The organism is Kribbella antibiotica (genome assembly GCF_004349055.1).
GTDB classification, from domain to species: Bacteria; Actinomycetota; Actinomycetes; order Propionibacteriales; family Kribbellaceae; genus Kribbella; species Kribbella antibiotica.
Map to the genome: position 1 here is coordinate 64116 of NZ_SMKX01000005.1, position 20269 is coordinate 84384.

17 protein-coding genes are annotated in these 20269 nt (G+C 67.3%); 10 read left to right on the top strand and 7 right to left on the bottom strand.

Annotation, left to right across the window (positions count from 1 at the left end; translation table 11 throughout):
* The first annotated feature begins 61 nt into the window (after positions 1-61).
* From E1263_RS02935 to E1263_RS02955, 5 genes are all read left to right on the top strand, one after another.
* Positions 62-2737, top strand: coding sequence for a glycoside hydrolase family 2 protein (locus E1263_RS02935; protein ID WP_132165041.1), 2676 nt, complete (start codon positions 62-64; stop codon positions 2735-2737).
* Entirely contained in the window at positions 2722-3720 is a 999-nt protein-coding gene (locus E1263_RS02940; protein WP_132165043.1) for a LacI family DNA-binding transcriptional regulator, read from the top strand. Before E1263_RS02935 ends, E1263_RS02940 begins: the two co-directional genes overlap by 16 nt.
* 41 nt (positions 3721-3761) lie before the next feature.
* Positions 3762-5324 (top strand): TIGR03086 family metal-binding protein, encoded by a 1563-nt coding sequence (locus tag E1263_RS02945; RefSeq protein WP_202868697.1) that lies wholly within the window; start codon positions 3762-3764, stop codon positions 5322-5324.
* Positions 5325-5333: 9 nt separating this feature from the next.
* Entirely contained in the window at positions 5334-6224 is an 891-nt protein-coding gene (locus tag E1263_RS02950; protein ID WP_132165047.1) for an NmrA family NAD(P)-binding protein, read from the top strand.
* Positions 6225-6303: 79 nt separating this feature from the next.
* Positions 6304-7254 carry a helix-turn-helix domain-containing protein gene (locus E1263_RS02955; RefSeq protein ID WP_165956442.1) on the top strand — a complete coding sequence of 317 codons (951 nt, stop codon included), beginning with the start codon at positions 6304-6306 and terminating at the stop codon, positions 7252-7254.
* On the opposite strand, the gene E1263_RS02960 is transcribed toward E1263_RS02955, so the two are convergent.
* Both E1263_RS02960 and E1263_RS02965 read right to left on the bottom strand, forming a co-directional pair.
* Positions 7241-7660, bottom strand: a complete 420-nt coding sequence (locus E1263_RS02960; protein ID WP_132165051.1) for a rhodanese-like domain-containing protein — start codon at positions 7658-7660, stop codon at positions 7241-7243. The two genes, E1263_RS02955 and E1263_RS02960, sit on opposite strands and share 14 nt — an antisense overlap.
* 142 nt (positions 7661-7802) lie before the next feature.
* Entirely contained in the window at positions 7803-8381 is a 579-nt protein-coding gene (locus E1263_RS02965) for a helix-turn-helix transcriptional regulator (protein WP_132165052.1), read from the bottom strand.
* Between the two features lie 89 nt (positions 8382-8470).
* Between E1263_RS02965 and E1263_RS02970 the strand changes: the two genes are divergently transcribed.
* A complete protein-coding gene (locus E1263_RS02970; protein ID WP_202868698.1) occupies positions 8471-11626 on the top strand; it encodes a bifunctional cytochrome P450/NADPH--P450 reductase in 3156 nt (1051 codons plus the stop codon).
* A 38-nt stretch (positions 11627-11664) separates the two neighbouring features.
* The gene (locus tag E1263_RS02975) at positions 11665-12426 is read left to right on the top strand and encodes an isocitrate lyase/PEP mutase family protein (RefSeq protein ID WP_132165054.1); all 762 of its coding nucleotides are present in this window, start codon (positions 11665-11667) and stop codon (positions 12424-12426) included.
* On the opposite strand, the gene E1263_RS02980 is transcribed toward E1263_RS02975, so the two are convergent.
* Positions 12410-12772 (bottom strand): 5-carboxymethyl-2-hydroxymuconate Delta-isomerase, encoded by a 363-nt coding sequence (locus E1263_RS02980; RefSeq protein WP_132165056.1) that lies wholly within the window; start codon positions 12770-12772, stop codon positions 12410-12412. The genes E1263_RS02975 and E1263_RS02980 overlap by 17 nt on opposite strands.
* 10 nt (positions 12773-12782) lie before the next feature.
* Positions 12783-13532 (bottom strand): SDR family NAD(P)-dependent oxidoreductase, encoded by a 750-nt coding sequence (locus tag E1263_RS02985; protein WP_132165058.1) that lies wholly within the window; start codon positions 13530-13532, stop codon positions 12783-12785.
* A gap of 133 nt (positions 13533-13665) precedes the next feature.
* Between E1263_RS02985 and E1263_RS02990 the strand changes: the two genes are divergently transcribed.
* From E1263_RS02990 to E1263_RS03000, 3 genes are all read left to right on the top strand, one after another.
* Positions 13666-14316, top strand: a complete 651-nt coding sequence (locus tag E1263_RS02990) for a TetR/AcrR family transcriptional regulator (RefSeq protein WP_132165060.1) — start codon at positions 13666-13668, stop codon at positions 14314-14316.
* Between the two features lie 226 nt (positions 14317-14542).
* On the top strand, positions 14543-15262 hold the full coding sequence (locus tag E1263_RS02995; protein WP_132165062.1) for a methyltransferase: 720 nt from the start codon (positions 14543-14545) through the stop codon (positions 15260-15262).
* An 89-nt stretch (positions 15263-15351) separates the two neighbouring features.
* Entirely contained in the window at positions 15352-16833 is a 1482-nt protein-coding gene (locus E1263_RS03000; RefSeq protein ID WP_132165064.1) for a helix-turn-helix transcriptional regulator, read from the top strand.
* Between the two features lie 5 nt (positions 16834-16838).
* On the opposite strand, the gene E1263_RS03005 is transcribed toward E1263_RS03000, so the two are convergent.
* From E1263_RS03005 to E1263_RS03015, 3 genes are read right to left on the bottom strand one after another with little or no spacing between them, the layout of a single operon-like run.
* A complete protein-coding gene (locus E1263_RS03005; protein ID WP_132165066.1) occupies positions 16839-18077 on the bottom strand; it encodes an ATP-grasp domain-containing protein in 1239 nt (412 codons plus the stop codon).
* A 39-nt stretch (positions 18078-18116) separates the two neighbouring features.
* A complete protein-coding gene (locus E1263_RS03010) occupies positions 18117-18878 on the bottom strand; it encodes an SDR family NAD(P)-dependent oxidoreductase (protein WP_132165068.1) in 762 nt (253 codons plus the stop codon).
* Positions 18871-20202 carry a preATP grasp domain-containing protein gene (locus E1263_RS03015; protein WP_132165070.1) on the bottom strand — a complete coding sequence of 444 codons (1332 nt, stop codon included), beginning with the start codon at positions 20200-20202 and terminating at the stop codon, positions 18871-18873. Before E1263_RS03015 ends, E1263_RS03010 begins: the two co-directional genes overlap by 8 nt.
* Between the last annotated feature and the right edge of the window lie 67 nt (positions 20203-20269).

The window sequence follows — 20269 nt, forward strand, 5'->3', positions numbered from 1 at the left end:
TAGCGTCCGACCTGAATCGATTCAGGCCCGCCTTGAGTCCACTCCGTCGTGAGGAGCCGTCATGTCTGTCGCGCGTACCAGCTGGGTTGGCCGGCTGCTGACGGTGTTGCTGCTGGTCTTTGCCGGGCTGGTGACGGTGCAGCCAGGGCCTGCGAACGCGGTTCCGCCGAAGACGCCCCCGTTGACGACGCCCTGGACGGCATCGGCCCTGAACGGGACGCCGCTGCCGGAGTATCCGCGGCCGCAGATGACGCGGCCGGACTGGACGAACCTGAACGGCGAATGGCAGCTGCAGCAGTCCACCGTTGACACGCCGCCCGTGTTCGGGGCGACGTTGCCGGAGCGGATCAATGTTCCGTTCGCTGTCGAGGCGCCGTTGTCGGGCGTGATGCGGCCGGCGAACGACAACCGGCACTACCTGACCTACCGACGGACCTTCACGATCCCGGCCGGCTGGAACGGCCGCCGGGTGAACCTGAACTTCGGTGCCGTCGACTGGCGGACGACTGTCTGGGTGAACGGGCAGCAGGTCGGCCAGCACACCGGCGCGTACGACGCCTTCGGCTACGACATCACGCCGCAATTGAACGGCGGCACGAACGAACTCGTCGTACGGGTGTTCGACCCGACCGATACCGGTGAGGACCGGCCGCTGCTGGGGAAGCAGTCGGCGAATCCGGGCGGTCTGCTGTACACCCCGACGTCGGGTATCTGGCAGACCGTTTGGCTGGAACCGACGCCGGTCACCTCGATCTTCAGCGCGGATCTCTACCCGAGTCTGGCGAACAACACCTTGCGGACGCACGTGTTCACGGCCGGCAACGCGACCGGCTTCACGGTGCTCGCCGAGGCACTGAGCGGTACGACGGTCGTCGGTACGGCGATTGGTGCCCCCGGCACCGACTTCGCCGTACCGGTTCCGAACCCGCGGCTGTGGACGCCTGAGGACCCGTATCTCTACAACCTGCGCTTGACGCTGCGCAACGCCTCCGGGCAAGCGGTCGACACGACGATGCACTACTTCGGCATGCGCGAGATCGGGATGAAGCTGATCGACGGGCGGATGATGCCGACGCTGAACGGCCAGTTCGTCTTCCAGGCCGGGACGCTCGATCAGGGCTACTGGCCGGACGGGGGACTGACGGCGCCGACCGATGCGGCGCTCGCGTTCGATCTGGAGAAGCACAAGGAACTCGGCTTCAACATGGTCCGCAAGCACATCAAGGTCGAGCCGTGGCGTTGGTACTACCACGCCGACCGGCTCGGGCTGCTGGTCTGGCAAGACATGCCGTCGCAGCGGATCGGCGCGTCCCGGACGCCCGAGCAGCTGGTCCAGCAGGAGCAGGAGATGCGCAATATCGTCGACCAGCACCGCAGCTTCCCGTCGGTGGTGATGTACGTGATCTACAACGAGGGCTGGGGTGAGCCGTCGCCGGGCGATGTCCGCCGGATCTCGGGGATGATCAAGGACTACGACCCAACCCGGCTGGTGAATGCGTCGACCGGTTACAACATCACGCCGAACAACGACACCGGCGCGGGTGATGTGGATGATCAGCACATCTATGCGGGGCCGGACACCGGGCATGCATCGACCCGGCGGATCGCGGTGGTTGGCGAGTACGGCTCGCTCGGATTGCGAACACCTGGGCATGAGTACAGCCCGAACGGCCAGTACGGGTACGCCGAGATGTTCACCTCGGGCACCGCGTTGACCGATCGGTACGTCGGGATGATGACCAAGATGCAGGGCCTGATCCGCACCAAGGGAACCAGCGCCGGTGTCTTCACCGAGATCAGTGATGTCGAAGGCGAACCGGTCGGCTTCTACACCTACGACCGGCAGGTGATGAAGTTCGACTGGGCCCGCGTCCGAGCCGCGAACCTGGGTCTGATCGCGATGTCGCGCACGATGAACAACGGCGGCGGTGGGAGCCCGGCGACCGCATATGCCGAATTGCCTGCCGGGTACACGCAATGCGCTGGTGAGGGACAGACCTGCTCGTTCTCGGGGTCGCGTCAGGTTGCTTATGGTGCTGGGAAGTACGCGTACAAGACGGCCACCGGCAGTACGGCGTGCACTGCGGCATCCTTCGGTGGTGATCCGGCGTCCGGCGTACTGAAGTCTTGTTACGTCGCGCCGCTGGGTGGCCCGGCGGGTTGGACGCAGTGTGCGGGGGAGGCCGGCAGCTGCGATCCGGGTGGTCCGGCAACTATTGCCTATGGCAACAACGGCCGCTTCAACTACGTCACCGCCCAAGGCCCGACCGCCTGTACGAACGGTATGTTCGGGGATCCGTTCTTCGGGGTTGCGAAGGCTTGTTATGTGGCGCCTGCTGGTGGGCCGAGCGCGGCCTGGTCTCAATGCGGTGCCGAAGGGGCGAGCTGCGCGATCGAGAGCGGTTCGGTGCTTGCCTACGGTGCGCGGGGTGCCTTCAAGTACAACAGCGCCTTGTCCGGTACGGCGTCCTGCAGCAGCGCGACCTTCGGCGGTGACCCGATCGCGAATGCCGTCAAGGCCTGTTATGTCCGCAACGGCGGTCCCACCGGATTCGGTACAACCTGCGCCGGTGAGAACGGCACCTGTACGTTCACCGGCCAGCGAACGGTTGCGTACGGCGGCCGGGGATCCTTTGTGTACAAGACCTTCACCGGTAGTGCGCCGTGCAATTCCTCGTATGCTGGTTTCGACAACGATCCTGCGTTCAAGGTGGTCAAAACGTGTTACCTCGGGTGACGTTGCTCGATCTGGCGGCGCATATCGGGATGTCGCGCAGTACTGTCTCGATGGCGTTGTCGGATCATCCGGAGATCGCGGCCGCGACCAAGGAGCGGGTCCGGAGTGCGGCGCGCGAGCTCGGGTATGTGACGAACTCGGCGGCTCGGGCTTTGCGTTCGCAGTCGGCCGGGGCCATCGCGCTGATCATCCCGGACACCGGTCCGCTGACTCTTGGGCATCCGTACTTCATGCACCTGCTCGTCGGGGTGACCGAGGTCTGCAGCAGCTACAACGCGAATGTGATCCTCTCGACCAACCAGGCCGAGAACAGCGTCGCCGCCTATGAGCGCGTACTGCGTTCACGGGCGGCCGACGGCGCCATCGTCACGGTTGCGATGGTCGACGATCCGAACATCAGGTCCCTGGTCGACTCTGGGCTGCCGGTGGTCCTGATGGGGAACTACCCGCAGCTCCCGGATGCGGTGAGCGTCGGTATCGATGATCGCGCCGGTGCCCAGCAGGTGACCGAGCACTTGATCGTCGAGCACAACCGGCAGCGCCTGGTGCACCTCGGTGGTCCGCTCGGTCATCAGGTCACAGTCGAACGCCGCTCGGGTTTCGAGCAGGCGCTGATCGCCGCGGGGATCACGCCGCCCGGCGACGTCTGGAGCGGTGACTTCAGTGAGCAATCCGGCCGCGACCTGACCCGTCAGTTGCTCGCCACCGGACAGCCGTTCGACGCCATCGTCGCGGCGAACGACGAGATGGCCTACGGCGCCATCGACGAACTGCGGGGCAGCGACATCGCGGTGGTCGGCTTCGACGACTTCGGGCTCGCCCGGACGACCACCCCGGCGATCACCACGGTGCGTATCCCGGCCGACGATCTGGCCCGGGCTGCGACCGAACGACTCTTCCAGCTGATCGGCGGAATACGCCCGGCGCAGCGCCAACTCACGCTGCCGCTTGAGGTCGTCGTACGGGCTTCTTGCGGTTGTTGATGCTTGACTCTCCCACGATAGGAGAGTTGAGGATGGAGTCCGTGCACAGGTGGAGCATCGGCGCGGTGGCCCGGCAGACCGGGCTGCCGGTGAAGATGATCCGGCATTGGTCGGATGTCGGCATTGTCGTGCCGGTCGACCGGACCGCCGGCGGGTATCGCTGCTACGACGCGGCCGGAATCGCTCGGCTACAGCTGGCTCGCACCCTGCGTGATCTGGGGATGGGGCTGCCGGAGATTCGGGCTGCTCTGGACCGGGAGGACGAGTTGGCAGCGGTCGCGGCCGCCCATGTCGAGGCTCTGGAGACCCAGATCCGCCGCCTGCGGACCCACCAGGCCGTCCTGCGCACAGTCACCCGACGGACTACCCGCGAAGGACTCGCCCTGATGGCTCGCATTGCTCAGATGTCGCCCGACGAACGGCGCACGCTGGTCCACGATTTCCTCACCGAGGTACTCGGCGATCTCGACGTACCGCAGTTCCGCGACGGTCTTTTGGCCGCCGGCGCCGAGCTCCCGGACGACCCCACGGATGAGCAGGTCGATGCGTGGCTGGAGCTGGGCGAGCTGATCGCCGCGGGTGAGCTTCGCGCCGCGATGCGCCGGCTTGCTGAGTACGGCTCCAGCCAAGGCCAGCAGGATGCGGCCGCCGAGATGCAGGCACTCACCGAGAGCTGGACGGCGCGAGTCCGTACCGCGATCGAAGCCGGTACGGCGGCCGACTCGCCAGCCGCTGACCAGGTCGTCGCGCCGGTGATCGCTGCCTGGTTAGCCAGCAGCGCGAACACCGCCGCGATCGTTGCCGACGGCACCGAAGCTCGTACCCATTTGCTCGCCCAACTCACGGCCGCGACTGAGCCAACCGTCGAGCGGTTCTGGCAGCTGCTGTGCATCCTCGGCGGTCGCCCTGCGCCCGACGGTATCAGGGCCGAAGGGGAGTGGCTGACCACCGCATTGCGCGCGAACCCGGCTCCCGGCGCGCGTAGCGCCAAGCTCGAAGCTCTGTACGACGACTCCACCGACCCCTGGCCGGGTGGAGTCCTGGACGCGTTCACCCGCGTGCAGAAAACGGTGACCGGCTTGGTTCGGGCCACCGAGCGCGACCAGTTCGGCCTGCCGACGCCCTGTGTGGACTGGACAATCCGGGATCTCCTCAACCACCTGGTGTGGGAGAACCTCATCTGGGGCGGGCTCGCTCAGGGCACGCCGCCCACGACTGGTCACACTGACGACCACCTCGGCGATGATCACGTCGCTGCGTTTGAAACTGCCGCCGCGGAGTCTCGCGAAGCCTTCCAGCAACCTGGTCTGTTGAGCCGATCGTTCGGCCCAGCTCCCGGCCGTCGGCTGGTCGAACAACTCCTCATCGAACTCCTCGTCCACGGCTGGGACCTCGCCAGCGCGCTCGGCCACTCCCGCGACCTGGAGCCCGACATCGCCCGCGCCGCTCTACCGGTCGTCCACGCGATCTACGGTGACCTGCCGCGCACCGCAGGCGGCTCGATCGCCGCCGTACAGACTGCCTCTTCCCAGGCGCCGCCGCTCGACCAGGTCGCAGCCTTTCTCGGTCGTGGACTTGCCCTTGACGCTGACGTCAGGTTTTAGCGTGCCGGTATGACAGATCTTGTACTGGTAACCGGCGCGACCGGACAGCAGGGCGGCATCGTCGCGCGTCGGCTCTTGGCGGACGGCGTGCCGGTCCGCGCTTTGGTACGGCGGCCTGAGTCGGAGGCGGCTCGGGCGATCGCCGCAGAGGGCGTCGAACTGGTGGTCGGCGACCTCACCGACCGTACGACGCTCGGTCCGGCGCTGAGCGGCGTACGGGCGGTGTTTTCGTTACAGACGCCCGATCTCAACGACCTGACGTCGGACGTCGAGCGGATCGGCGGATTGAACCTCATCGAAGCTGCCCGCGAGGCCGGCGTCGAGCAGTTCGTGCACTCGTCGGTGTCGGGTCTGGCGAAGTTCCTTACGGACGCCGCGGCTGGTCGGGCCGAGGCGTGGGGGAGTCCCCACTACTGGCACAGCAAGGCTGCTGTCGGCCTCGCGCTTCCTGAGGCCGGCTTCCAGTCCTGGACCGAGTTCCGGCCGGCGTTCTTCGCCACGAACCTGGTCCGCCCGTCGATCTGGTTCGAAGCGATGACCGGCGAAACCATCCTCACCGCCATCGATGCCGACAAGCCGTTGGCCGTGGTCGCACCCCAAGACATCGGTTCGGCCGTCGCCGCGGCCCTGGCCGACCCTGGCCGTTTCCACGAGCAGGTCATCGAACTGGCCGGCGAGCGGTTGTCGCTGAAGGAGATGGCTGCGGCGTTGACGGCCGCCGGGGAACCAGCGCGTGCGGAGACGGTCACCCCGGAGGAGGGAACGGCGCGCGGCATGCTCGGCCAACTGATGGACAACCAGGTAGGCATGAACAACCGCGAGGACTTTGCAGACCCCGCGGTTGCCGCTGCCTTCGGTATCCCGCTCACGTCCTTCGCGGCCTGGGCCGAACAGCACTAGGCAACGGCTGGCTGTAATTGACCGCTGGTTGTCCTAGCAGCCCGCGGTGATGGCCGGATCACCGCCCTACGCTGAGTTCGTGCCATCACATCGGGTTGCCATCGTTGTCCCGGCCACGTTCACGCTGTTCGAGCTCGGGGTTGCCGTTGAGGCGTTTGCTGCGCCTTGGTACGACGTCGCGGTGTGTACTGCCCAACCGAGCGGAGCCTCGGCGCGCGGCGGACTGTTCACCGCGCAAATCGCGCACGGGATGGAGGCGGTTGATGCCGCCGACACCATCGTCGTACCGGAGGCGCGGTCGGTGGACGACCCCGCCGAGCTCGAGGTCCTGGCGGCGCTTCGGCGGGCCCACGACCGGGGTGCGCGGCTAGCGTCGTTCTGCTCAGGCGCATTCGTGCTGGCGGCGGCCGGCGTACTGGATGGGCGGCGGGCGACGACGCACTGGAAGTACGCGCGGCAGCTCGCCGAGCGTTACCCGCAGATCCAGGTCGAGCCGAACGTCCTGTACGTCGACGAGGGCCACGTGCTGACATCGGCAGGTACTGCGGCCGGGGTGGATCTGTCGCTGCACATGATTCGGAGCGATCACGGGGCCGCGGTGGCTCGGCAGATCGCTCGCGCGATGGTCGTCCCGCCGCATCGCGAGGGCGGGCAGGCGCAATACATCATGACGCCGGTACCGACCTCGTCCGGTCGCGAGGATGGCGTGAACGCGGTGCTGGTCCAGGTCGCCGACAACCTGGACCGCGACTACTCGGTGGCAGAGATGGCCGCGATGGCGATCATGTCACCACGGCACTTCTCGCGCCGCTTCCGCGAAGCAACCGGTACGACGCCCAACCAGTGGCTGCTGTCGATGCGCCTGACCCGCGTCCGCGAGTTGCTCGAGGAGACCGACGAGTCGATCGACACGATCGCCCGCCTGGTCGGTTTCGGCAGCAGCATCACCCTGCGACACCACTTCCTTCGCACCCTGCAAACCTCGCCGAGCGCGTATCGCAAGACGTTCCGCGAACCTACTGTGGCGTGACCAGGTCAAAGCCTTCGTCCTTCCAGCCCTCGATCCCGCCGATCATCTTCTTCACCGGCCGCCCCAGCAACGCAAGCCGCAACGCCGCCCGGTCCGCACCGTTGCAGTGCGGACCGTTGCAGTAGACAACAAACGTCGTACCGTCGGGGAAGTCCTTGAGGTTCCGCTCGTTGAGCCGCCCGTGCGGCAGATTCACCGCCCCCGGCACATGCCCGGCGGTGAAACTCGCCGGCCCCCGCACATCAAGCAACACAAACCTCGCCGCCCCCGTCGACAACTCCTGATGCACATCCCAGCAATCAGCCTCAAACCGCAGCAGAGCTTGAAAATGCGCCGCCGCGTCAGCTGACTCAGCGGGCGCATGCTCGGTCACCGGAAAGCGGGTCGGTACGACGGTCGTCGTCATCAGGCGTCTCCTTCGTGGCTGGTGCCCCCACTCTGACGCGCCAATGCCTGTCCCGCCGAGTGCCAACACAGCCCCCATCCGCTCAAATCCAGCCGATTCACAGTGGAGGGTGGTGCGGCCCGGCACGTGGCTAAGGTACTGGCTAGGTCGGGGGCCAGGTGGTGGTGTCGAGGATGCCTAGGGTGTAGGCGCGGGCGATGAGGGCAACGCGATTGGGCACCCGGAACCTGTCGAGCAAGCGGTTGAGGTGGTAGTTGACGCCGTCTGCGGTGAGGCCGAGCTGGTGGGCGGCCTGCGCTGAGGTCGCGCCTCCGGCGGTCAGCCGGAGGACGGCCAGCTCACGATCGGTCAGGTCCGGTACGTCGGCACTCTCGATCGGCGTGCGCACCAGCGTGAGCAGCAGAACGGTGAGGCCGTAGTCGGAGAGGACCTGAATCGTCAGTGTGCCCGCGCCGGTCGGCCAGCGGACCATCAGATCACCGCGTCGGCGTCGCCGGTTGCTCAGGCTGCCGAGCACCCGGTCGTACTCCTGGGCGTCGTTGGGCTGGAGCAGGTCGTTGATCTGGCGCGCCCGCAGCTTCATCGGTGTCGTGCCGAGCAACTGGGCGAAGGCCGGGTTGACGTCGACCAGTACGCCGTCGCCCAGGCAGAGGCCGGTCGGCGTCGGGAGCCGGTCCATCAGCATCATGAATCTGTTCCGCCACGCGGTTGCATCGTCCATTTGCTACTAATTCTAGTAGGGCGATCCGCTCACCGTGCGTTCGCCCGGGGCGAGGCTGGAGGTATCCAGCCGAGCAAGGGAGATCTGCGATGACGAACGTGGCGGACAGGATCGATACGACCGGGATGCCGCACCCACCCGGCCGGATCCCGGTCGTCGGCGATCTCATGACAGTCACCAGCCAGACCCCGATCCAGGACAACACCCGGCTGGTGCGGGAGCTCGGGCCGATCTTCAGCAAGCGGTTCTTCGGCAACGACATCGTGATCGTCGCCGGCGCCGACCTGGTCGCCGAGGTCTCGGACGACACCCGTTTCGCCAAGCACGTTGCGCCGGCGCTCGACCGCATTCGGGGTGCCGCCGGGGACGGCCTGTTCACGGCGTACAACGACGAGCCGAACTGGCAGCTCGCGCACGACATCCTGCTGCCTGCGTTCGCGCTGCAGTCGATCCGCAGCTACCACCCGGCGATGCTTGAGGTGGCCAACCGGCTGACCGTGGCCTGGGATGGCGCGGCGACGGACAGCCGGCCGGTTGAGGTCACCGATGACATGACTCGGTTGACGCTGGACACGATCGGGCTGACCGGCTTCCGCTACGACTTCGGGTCGTTCGAATCCGCCGAGCCGCATCCGTTCGTCGAGGCGATGGTCCGCGCACTCGCCCACGCGCAGGCCAAGAGCCGCGAGCTGCCGTGGATCGGCCCGGTCCTGAATCGTGGCGCCGACGCGCAGTTCGCCGCCGACTCCGAGTTCATGGCGAGCGTCGTCGACGAGGTCGTCCGCCGGCGCAAGGACAGCGGCGACACCTCCACCGGCGACCTGCTCGGGCTGATGCTGAACGCGCCGCACCCCGAGTCGGGGGAGCGGCTCGACGAGATCAACATCCGCAACCAGGTCATCACCTTCCTGATCGCCGGCCACGAGACCACGTCCGGAGCGCTGTCGTTCGCGCTGTACTACCTGGCGAAGAACCCGGCCGTGCTGCAGCTGGCCCAGGCTGAGGTCGACGCCCTCTGGGGTGACCAGGATGACCCGCAGCCGACGTTCGAGGAGGTCGGCAAGCTTCGCTATGTCCGGCAGATCCTCAACGAGGCCTTGCGGTTGTGGCCGACCGCGGGTGCTTTCGCGCGGGAGGCGACCGTGGACACGACGCTCGGCGGTCAGTATCCGATCAAGGCCGGCCAGTGGCTCGTCGTACTGGCTCCCGCTCTGCACCGCGATCCCGTGTGGGGTGACAACGTCGAGGCCTTCGACCCGTCGCGGTTCAGCCCGGAACGGATGAAGGCTCGGCCGGTGCATGCGTTCAAGCCGTTCGGAACCGGCGAGCGTGCCTGCATCGGGCGGCAGTTCGCGCTTCACGAGGCGACACTGCTGCTCGGGCTGCTCATCCACCGCTACCGGCTGCGCGACGATGCCGACTACCAGCTCAAGGTGAAAGAGACACTGACCCTCAAGCCGGAAGGCTTCGAGCTCACCCTCGTACGGCGTACTGCCGCCGAGCGCTTCGTTCCGGCGCCGGCCGTGGCCACTTCAGCCGTTGATCGCGTTGCCGGCCGGGCGAAGGCTGGGACCGGACTGGCAGTGCTGCACGGGTCCAACCTCGGAACCTGCCGGGCACTGGCGCGGCAACTCGGTGATGAAGGCACAGACCGCGGTTTCGCGGCAACGGCCGGGCAACTCGACACCGCGGTCGACGCGCTTCCGACGGATCGGCCGGTGCTGATCGTGGCGGCGTCGTACAACGGGAAGCCCACCGACGACGCAGCAGCCTTTGTGGAGTGGCTGGAGACCAAGCCGGATCTGACCGGCGTGCAGTACGGCGTGCTCGGGATCGGCGATCGCAACTGGGCGGCGACGTACCAGGTGGTGCCGACGCTGATCGACGAGCGGCTGGCCGAGCTCGGTGCCGTGCGGTTGGTAGAACGCGGCGAGGCTGACGCCTCCGGGGATCTCGATGGGGAGATCGAGTCGTGGGCGACCGGCTGGTGGAATCGGGTGCTGGGAGAGGACGGCGACGGCGAGGCCGTTGTCGAGGAGCCGTCGGATCGCCTGTACGACATTCGCGTGCTGACCGGTCCGATCACGGCGGCGCTGGATGCGCGGTACGAGGTCGAGCCGATGACCGTGCTCGACAATTCCGAATTGGTTGCCGTTGACAACCCACTCGGGCGATCGAAGCGCTACCTGCGGATCCAGTTGCCGGCCGGTACGACGTATCGCACCGGCGACCACTTGACCGTCGTACCGGACAATCCGGCCGATCTGGTCGACCGGGTTGCGGCGAGGTTCGGGCTGGATCTCGATGTCGTGGTCGCGGTCAGCCCGCGGCACAAGACGCGCCGGGCGCTCCCGGTCGACCGGCCGGTGACGATCCGGCAGCTGCTCACGCACTTCACCGAGCTGCAGAACCCGGCCACCGCGGCGCAGGTCAAGATCCTTGCCGAGAGCAACCCTTGCCCGCCCGAACGACAGGCCCTGGAAGCACTGGCTACGGGAGATCTAGCTGGTCGGAGCCTGCTGGATCTGCTGGAAGAGTTCCTCGCCTGTGGTCTGTCTGCTGCCGACTTCCTGGAGCTGCTGCTCCCGATTCAGCCGCGGCACTACTCGATCTCCTCGTCGTCTGTGACGAGTCCGGGTGAGGTCGAGCTGATTGTCGGCGTGCTGTCGGGGCCGGCCATGAGTGGGCGCGGGACCTTCCGCGGCATCTCGTCGTACTACCTGTCCGAGGTTGAGCCAGGGACGCAGATCCGCGCTCGGGTTGAGCCGGCGCGCGAGGCGTTCCGGGCGCCTGCGGCCGACGTACCGGTGATCATGATCGGTGCCGGGACTGGGATCGCGCCGTTCCGCGGTTTCATCGGGGACCGGGTAGCTCGCGGAGGTGCGCAGGCTGAGGCGTTGTGCTTCTTCGGGGCGCGGCATCCTGAGGTCGACTATGTGCATCGCGCCGAGTTCGAAGCCGCTGAGCAGGCTGGTGCAGTGTCGATGCGGCCGGCGTTTTCCCGGGCTGATGGTCAATACGTCCAGGACCGGATCCGGGCCGACGGCAACGATGTCTGGCGACTGCTCGACGACGGTGCTCGCGTCTATGTCTGCGGTGACGGCCGTGGGATGGCACCTGCTGTGCGCGCTGCCTTCAAGACGATCTTCCAAGACCACACCGGAGCCGACGAGACGAGCAGCGAGGCGTGGCTGCAAGAGATGCTCAGCACCGACCGGTACCTCGAAGACGTCTGGGCGGGCTGAGATGACCTGGCAGATGGAGTGGTCGGTAGGGTGTTGGAATGACTGATCTTGCTGCGAAGGCTAGTGAGTTACTCCGTCTTCACCACACCGGCGAAACGTTGGTGTTGCCGACAGTTTGGGATGCGTGGTCGGCGCAGGCTGTGGCCGAGGCCGGGTTCCCGGCCCTGAGTATTGGTAGTCACCCGCTGGCCAATGCGCGCGGGCAGAAAGACAACGAGGGTATGACGCTCGACGACGCCCTGGACGGGATTCGGCGGATCACGAGCGCGGTCGACGTACCGGTGACTGCTGATGTCGAGTCGGGGTATGGCACGCCGGCGGCCGAGCTGGTGGAGCGCGTGCTCGAGGCTGGTGCCGCGGGCATCAACGTCGAGGACACCGTGCACAGTGAGGGTCGGCTGCGGGCGGTTCAGGAGCACGCCGACTACATCGGTGCGCTGCGTGCTGCCGCTGATGCCGCGGGCGTCGAGCTGGTGATCAACGCCCGGACGGATGCGCTGATCGGCAGGGTGGAGAAGTTCGACGACCCGCTCGGTGAGGCGATTCGCCGTTCGCAGGCCTGCGAGGCCGCGGGTGCGCGCTCCGTCTACCCGGTCCTGATCCCGAACGCCGAGGCGCTCAGTACCGTGCTGTCGGCGCTCTCCGGCCCGGTCAACGTCACCGCGCACCCGGTCAACGGCGCTGCCTCGGGCTCGTTCGAAGAGCTCAAGGCAGCGGGCGTCCAGCGGATCACTTTCGGCCCGCTGCTGCAGGTCGCGCTCGCCGAGAAGCTGACCGACCTGGTCAAGCCTTGGCGATGACCTGCTTGGAATAGTTCGCGAGATCGCGGATCTCGACGGTGAGCTGAACGTTCAGACCATCGACCGGCTTGAGGTGATCGGCCAGCAGCTTCAGGGTCAGCTCACCCAAGCGGGTCTTGGTCTCTTCGTCGCGACCCGGCAGGATCGCGATCTCCAGGTGAACCATTGCTTCACCCGGATCGCCGTCACCGATCACGGTCTCCCCGGTCGTCCGGAACCGCGTCTTGAAACCGGGCAGTGAGCTCCCGATCACCTCACCCCCGCCCGAGTGCAGCGCCAGCGCAAACCCTCGCCGATCGAACGCATCGGCGATGGAGTCGGAGTACTCAACACTGATCTGAGGCATGTGCCTAGTATCAGCCCTGGCCCTGACCGTGGTCGACGGGCAGGTTGATGCCGTTGATTCCGGCGGCGTCCGGCGAAGCGAGGAAGGTGACTGCGGCCGCGACCTCCTCAGGAGTGACGTTGCGGCCGTCGGGCATGGTCGCCGCGAGCTGAGCGAAGAATTCGGCGGTGTCGCCGCCGCCACCCAGCTTCGCCAGGCCAGGCGTCTCGGTGATGCCAGGGCTCACAGCGTTCACGCGAATCTTCCGCGGCGCCAGCTCCTGCATCCAGGAGCGGACGAGGTTGCGCCCGGCTGCCTTCGTCGCCGCGTACACGCTGCGGCCGGGGCCACCCTTCACCTCGTCGACCGACGCGGTGACGATGACGGACGCGCCGTCGGACAACAGCGGCAGTGCCTTCTCGACGGTGTAGATCAGCCCCTTGAGGTTGATGTCGATGTGCCGGTCGACGTGCGAGTCGGTGAGCGAGCCCATGGCGCCGCCCTCGGCGATCGACGCGTTCGCGAACAGTACGTCGATGCGGCCGTAGCGTTCGGCGACTTCGGCGTACAGGCGATCGAGGTCTTCGGGCCGTGCGACATCAGCGGCAACTCCGAGTGTGTCGATGCCGAGTTGAGCGACGGCCTTGTCGAGCTCCTCCTGCCGGCGGCCGACGATCACGACCGATGCGCCCTCGGCGACGAACCGTTCGGCGGTCGCCAGTCCGATACCGGCGGTCCCACCGGTGATGACTGCCACCCGGCCGTCCAGAATCCTTGCCACGACTATTCCTTCCTGACCGCTGAGTGGTGATCACCAGCGGCACTGTCCGGCGTGTTCTTCCTTTCAGGATCTACCACCTACCGTACACTCTGTTCGACATAGTGTTCGGTTCAGAGTCTCAGGAGTGCCACCGATGCCTTCGATCACGCGTACCGCCCCGGATTCCGAGGGAAATCGCCGGGTGGTGGAGACCGCGGTGTATACCGCCGTCCGGACGCTGCTCGACAGCGGTGCGAAGTACACCGAGATCAGCGTGCAGAAGATCCTGGCCGAGGCAGACATCTCGCGCTCGACGTTCTACGCCCACTTCCGGGACAAGTCCGAGCTCCTCGCGCGGATGGGCCGGTCGCTCAACCAGCGGTTCTTCGACGAGGCGACAGCCGACGCAGCGACGATCTGGGACGCGGTGGAATCACCGGACGGTCTGCAGAGCATCACCGAGTTGCTGGCGAAGGGGGTGGCCCGGCATCGCGAGCACTTCTCCGTCCTGGCGGCCATCAGCGAGACTGCGGCGTACGACGCTGCCGTCAACGACTTCTACACCTCCGGTCTGGAGGCGTTCGAGGCCAGGGTTCGCGCCGACCTGGAGAAGCGGCTCGGCAGCGCGCTGACCGACAGCAAGCTCAACGCGCGAATCTCGGCCCAGGTCATCGTCTGGGGCGGCGAGCAGGCGATCGCGCACCACATCAGCACCGAGGACGAGAGCCAGGACGCCGACTTCGCCGCGGAGCTCGCCGCGATCTGGTGGTACGGCGCCTACAACCGTCGTACCGAATCCTCCTAGCCGGATCTCCTCCAGCCAGTACCACCAGAGGCTCCATCCGGTACGCCGGGTGGAGCCTCGCTCCTTGTCGACCGGCCTGTACGCGATGGCGGCCGATTTTTCCAGCGTTTCGGGCCTTGGCGAAACCTCTCGGGTGTGACGCGCCGAACAGTTACCGTGACGAAGCGTCGGTGAGCAGGCCGGCCGGCGCGGTGTGTCATCCGGTTTCTGGGGCGAGGAGAGCACAGTGGGCGACGATTCCGAAGAGTTCGACCAGCGGTACCAATTCGGCCGGACGCTGGTCGACGAGCTGGGCGCCGCGGGCGCCGGGCCGGAGACTTTCGAACTGCTGGGGATGGAGTGGGACCTGGTACCCGGGGCCTACGCTCCGAAACCCGGCACCGGCACCGAGTGGTACACCAGCACGATCCCTTATCCGCGGCAGGGACGCTTCCTGGAGATCGGTTGCGGCGCCGGCGTCACCGCCGTCTGGGCCGCGCAGCACGGCTGTGCCTCGGTGCTGGCGACCGACATCACCGCACCTGCGGTCGAGAGCACGATTCTCAACACCCGACGGCACGGCGTCGAGGACCGGGTCCAGGTGCGGCAGAGCGATCTGTTCGCCGAGCTGGACTCAAGTGACCGGTTCGACCTGGTCTTCTGGAACTGCAGTGTGATCGAGGCACCGGCAGACTTCGAGTTCACGCAGGACTTCGAGTGGGCGATCTTCGACCGCGGCTACTCCGCGCTCGGCCGCTACCTCGCGCAGGCGCACGACTGGCTGCTGCCCGGCGGGCGTGCCCTCGTGACTTTCAACAGTCTCGGCGACGCCGAGCGGATCGCTCAGCTCGCCGCCGAAGCCGGTACGACGCTGACGAGGCTGGCCAGTGCCGATCGGCGGCTGGCGGGCCGGGACGTCACCTACAACATTTTCGAGATCGTTCGCGACCCCGCCCGGGGGCGCTGACAGCAGTGCGGCAGGACAACCTGGGGGAGAAGATGGATGTGGCTGAGCCGGGGGCGCGAACAGCGGTTCTCGATCACGCAATTGGCATCATGCAGGACCTCGCACGGGTGCCGATCGCGGCGCTGCGCGGGATCGCCAGCGGTACGTCGGTCGACGGCGCACTGCGACTCACCGACGTACTGATCGCGCTGGCAGGGGCTGATCCGTCCCTGCCGTGGTTGCACTGTCTGCGGGTCGAGCTGTTGTTCATCGCAGGCCGGCCGGTCGAGGCCGGCGCGGTCGCGGCCGCTCTGATGGCCGACCCGACGGCTCCGGCGGTGGTTCACGAGGCAGCGAAGGCAGCGAGCATCCTGGCGGCCGTCGTCGTTCATCGGGAGGACGGACGGCAACGGGCCGAGGCGATCCTGGAACGCACCGACGGCATTGCCCCGGAAGGCGATCCGGAGGCGGCGGCAGCACTCGCCGTACTGGCTGATTCGGCGTGGGAGGCCGGACGGCTGCAGAAGGGGATCGTGTGGGCGCGGGAGGCGGTCGCACGGTCGGAGGCGATTCCGTCGCCGTACTGGCGCATGTATCTGCGCATCGGGCTGGCCAACAAGCTGATCGACATCGGCGAGCTGGCCGAGGCCGGGCAGCTCGCCGAGGAGGTACGCGAGCTGCAGGCCGCTACGCCGTACCCGGGGATCGAGGCTGCCTTGGCGACCCTGCGGATCAAGGAGCTGATCCACAACGGGCAATGGTCGATCGCGGCCAACATCGCAGGCCCTGGTGACACCGGTGGCGAGCTGTACTTCACGCCACAGTTTCTAGGGCATCGCGGGATCGCGCGTCTGTACGCAGGCGATGTCGATGCGGCCAGTGCCGACCTGGATACGTGCCACGAGCTGCTGGCCGCGGCGGGTACCGGCGAGGAGACCGTCGCCTGCCACTGGGCGCAGCTGCTACTGCGCGCGGAAAGCCCGTGGCCGGTCGGCGCACCGGACCTGATGGCGGACACTTTCGCTCTGCATGCGCGGTTGGCTGGTCTCGTGGCCCAGGTGCACGGTGCCGCAGCCTGGGCAGTGCGGTCGGCAGTCCGGGATGGGCACGAGATGCTGGCGCGCCGGATCGTCCGGGTGACCGAGCATGTCGCGAAGGCCAACCCTGACATGCCACAGCTCGCGTTGATGGCGGTCCACGCTCGCGGAGCGCTTCGGCTCGACCCGGTCGACCTGGTGACCGCCGTACAGCAGGAACATCGCTGGGCGCGCGCCAACGCCGCCCATGATCTCGCCGCGGCCATGTGCCCGACCGGCGACCCGGTCGCGCGGCCGGCCCCCATGGCTCACCAACCGGCCGCGCCGCGGCCGGCGGGGTGGAACACCTTGAGCGAGCGCGAGCAGGAGATCGCGGAGCTCGTCGTCCAGGGCCGGACGAATCGCCAGATCGCGACCCGGATCCGGCGCTCGACGCACACCGTGAACTTCCATCTGCGCAACATCTTCCGCAAGCTCGACATCGCGTCGCGGATCGAGATCAGCCAGTACGCACCCGACGGTACGGCGGACACCCGGCGACCGCATGGCGCCTAGGGGCCCTAGCTCGCGTACAGCCCGTCGTCCTCCCAGCGGCGAATCGTCTCGTAGTCGGTGCGCAGCTCCTCGGGTGTCTGGGCGCTCAAGTAGATGTAGCCGGGTGAGGAGATGAGGTCGGTGGTCCGGGGCAGCGGATCGCCGGGCTCGAGCCGGGTCGTGACAGCAAGGGCCGTCGGCAACGATTCGAGCCGGCGGAGCCAGCCGAGGGACTTGACAACCCCGTCGGCCCGATTGATCAGCGAGACATAGCGAATCGGGCTCGTCCACGGCCGCGGGATCTCGCCGGTGAGTCGCAGAACCTGCTGTGGTTCGAGGATGCTGGTGGCGGCCAACGCCGCATGGGAGTGACCGATGAACTTGGTCGCAACCCATGGCAGTACGCCGCCACCCAGTCGTGCTCCTGGATCGATCAGCAGCGGTCCGCGGTCGGTGAGCATGATCTCACTGTGTCCGGCGCCGGTCCGGATACCGAGAGCGGTCAGTGCGCGGCCGACGTACTCGTGGACGGCGTGAGTGTCCGGTGCATTGAGATCGGCGGGCTCTTCGAAGTCGAAGATCGGTGCACCGTCGGCGGTCCGGGTCTTCGTGTACACCCAGGATTCGACGATCTGGTGGACACCGTTGACCGTGATGGTGTTGACCGAGAATTCGCGCCCGGCCAGGAACTCCTGAACCACGACCTCGTCGTCCAGCTGACCGAAGACATTCGGTGTGCCGACGATTCCGGCCGCGGCCCGCTCGACCTCCTCGGCGTTGCGGCAGACACGCACCCGGTCTGTGGTGGCACTCGCGGCCGGCTTCACCACGACATCGGCCAAGCCACTACCTCGGTACCACGCGACCGCGCCGGCCACCGAGGTCGCCGTACCGCTGCGGGGTGCGTCCACACCGGCGGCCTGCAGTGCGGCAGCCATCCGGTGCTTGTGATGCCGCGCGCCGGACAACGCGTAGTCGTTCCCGGGCAGACCGGTCAGGTGGTTGAGCTCATCGGCAACCCGGACGCCGGACTCGGTCCCGGCGACGATGTGCTCGACGCCGAGGGCGAGCAGCCGCTGCGCGGTCACTGTTCGATCCTCGTCGTACCCGAGGTCGACCACGTAGTCGGCCGGCTGGAAGGTCGACAAGTAATAGGTGCTCAGGGTCGGTGAGCTCAGGACGTGCACGCACTCCGCACCCTGGGCGATCAGCTCGCGGGTCAGTTCGCGGCCGCTGGACAGTCCGTCGACGACGGCAACTCGCACGTCGTCACCTCCCTCTGCTCGGTTGGCTGTTCGGGTACTTCACGCGCTCATGCCGCCGTCGATGACGAGGTCGTGGCCGACCACGAAGGCAGCCTCGGCCGACGCCAGCCACGCGATGGCAGCGGCGATCTCGGCCGGATCGGCCAACCGCCCAGCCGGTACGTCGCGTTCGATCCGGCGCTCGCGGTCGGCCGGTGCTTCACCGGGCCAGACCGACATCTCGGTATCGGTCGGGCCGGGGCTGACGGCATTGATCCGGACCCCTTCGCGGATGTACTCCAACGCCGCACTGCGGGTCAGCGTGCTGACGGCCGACTTGCTGGCCGCGTACGCGCTCTGGTGACTCACGCGCATATGGGCGCCGATTCGCGAGCCCACGTTGACGATCGAGCCACCACCGTGGTGCCGCATCTGCTCGATCTGGTGCCGCAGACACAGCCAGAGGCCGTTGAGGTTGGTGTCGACCACTTCGTGCCACTCGGCCGGGTCCATCTCGGTGACCCGGCCCCAGGACGGAATGCCCGCGTTGTTCACCGCAATGTCCAGACCGCCGGTGCGCTCGACCGTCGCCTCGACCAAAGCGCGCGCCTCAGCATCGATGCGAGTATCAGCCGGTACGGCGTATCCGGTGCCACCGGCCTTGTCGATCAGCTCGACCGTCTCGGCCAGCGGTTCGGGGCGGCGGCCGGATACCACGACCTGCGCGCCACCGGCCGCGAACGCGAGTGCGGTCGCGCGGCCGATGCCGCTGCCGCCGCCGGTGACAAGGACCGAGCGGCCGACGAAGCGACCGTCAGTCATCGGTCTCGTCGAGCCGCAGCAGCTCGCGAAGCTTGATCTCCGCCGCGGCCGCGCTGTCCAGGTCGGTGCCAACCACGACGTACTGCCAGTCGTCGCCGGTGATGAGCACGCCGGTCCGGCTCTCGGGGTCCCACGCCAGACCGTTCGCGGCGATGGCGGCCAGCGTCTCGGGCAGCGAATCCCATTGCGCCCAGCTGCGGATCACCAGGGTCCGCGTCTGGAGATAGTCCGGCCCGATGATCCGCTCGCTGAGCAGATGGACGTGCGTCGAGCCGCCGACCCGTCCGTTGATCTCGTTGAACAGGATGTCGCCGGTCGGCGTCACGATCGCGTCGATACTGACCGAGCCGCGGTAGCCGATGCTCCGCAGCGCTTCACCGAGCTGAGCAGCACCGTCCAGGAAGCGCGGGAACGCGGGCAGGCTCGCGGACGGCGACGGAACCACGAGACCGATCATCATCGACCCGGTGTCCGTGTGCTTCATCCGGACCTCGCCACTGCCGACCGGCTGCACTGCGTCGTCGGTGATCAGGTACTCGATGTAGATCGGCAGCGAACCCTGCACATAGTGCTCGACCACAACTCGCCGACGCCCCTGCTGGCTGTACCGCGACCAGGAGTTGTCGAGCAGGGTGGCGAGTGCGGCCTCGTCCGGAACGTGGTGGATCTGGTCGGCGCCGAGCGCTTCCAGGTCGGGCACCGGGCTCAGGATCTCGTTGCCGAATCCACCGCCGTGCAGGTCCTGCTTGATGATCACGACCTCACCAGCTGCGAGCAGTTCCCCCGCGAACTCGGCAGCCTCGGCCGCATCGTTGGCCACCCGGCCATCCGGTACGTCGACTCCGAGGCCGGCGGCGAGGACGCGGAAGAAGGCCTTGCTGTTGACGATCTGGTGCCCGCCCTGGCCCTGGAACCCGAACCCCGGCGTCGCAGCGGTCAGTCCGAGCTCGCGGGTGAGCCGCACCGCCAGTTCGTCGAAGTAGAACGGGTAGAGCTGGTCGATGCCGTGGTAGTCGACCAGCTTGCGCAGCTCGTCGAGGAACGCCGGGTCGCCGAAGCGATCGGCGTACAGGAGATCGTCGCCGCGCTCACCGGCCGGCGGTACGACGATCACCGGCTCCGGGCTCAGCCCCAGGTGCTGCCACACCTGCCGGGCGAAATCGGCGTCCGGCGCGGTCGGCAGCACCACGACGTCACCGGGCTCGGCGCACCAGATCATCCGGTGCGAGATGAGGCCCAGCATCTTCGCGTAGTCGGCGGTGATGGCGTGCTCTCCGGCCTCGATCTCGGCCGTGAGTTGGTTGCTGACGATCAGTCTGCTCATGGCAGCCACGGTTCCGCGCGGCGCGCCCGCGAACAACTACTCGTCTGGGCAGGCAACTTTTTCGGCA

Excerpts from the sequence above, each read along its gene's own strand:
- E1263_RS02935 (WP_132165041.1), top strand. The coding sequence starts at position 62 with ATGTCTGTCGCGCGTACCAGCTGGGTTGGCCGGCTGCTGACGGTGTTG.
- E1263_RS02950 (WP_132165047.1), top strand. The coding sequence starts at position 5,334 with ATGACAGATCTTGTACTGGTAACCGGCGCGACCGGACAGCAGGGCGGC.
- E1263_RS02960 (WP_132165051.1), bottom strand. The coding sequence starts at position 7,660 with ATGACGACGACCGTCGTACCGACCCGCTTTCCGGTGACCGAGCATGCG.
- E1263_RS02965 (WP_132165052.1), bottom strand. The coding sequence starts at position 8,381 with ATGGACGATGCAACCGCGTGGCGGAACAGATTCATGATGCTGATGGAC.
- E1263_RS02970 (WP_202868698.1), top strand. The coding sequence starts at position 8,471 with ATGACGAACGTGGCGGACAGGATCGATACGACCGGGATGCCGCACCCA.
- E1263_RS02975 (WP_132165054.1), top strand. The coding sequence starts at position 11,665 with ATGACTGATCTTGCTGCGAAGGCTAGTGAGTTACTCCGTCTTCACCAC.
- E1263_RS02980 (WP_132165056.1), bottom strand. The coding sequence starts at position 12,772 with ATGCCTCAGATCAGTGTTGAGTACTCCGACTCCATCGCCGATGCGTTC.
- E1263_RS02990 (WP_132165060.1), top strand. The coding sequence starts at position 13,666 with ATGCCTTCGATCACGCGTACCGCCCCGGATTCCGAGGGAAATCGCCGG.
- E1263_RS03000 (WP_132165064.1), top strand. The coding sequence starts at position 15,352 with ATGCAGGACCTCGCACGGGTGCCGATCGCGGCGCTGCGCGGGATCGCC.
- E1263_RS03010 (WP_132165068.1), bottom strand. The coding sequence starts at position 18,878 with ATGACTGACGGTCGCTTCGTCGGCCGCTCGGTCCTTGTCACCGGCGGC.
- E1263_RS03015 (WP_132165070.1), bottom strand. The coding sequence starts at position 20,202 with ATGAGCAGACTGATCGTCAGCAACCAACTCACGGCCGAGATCGAGGCC.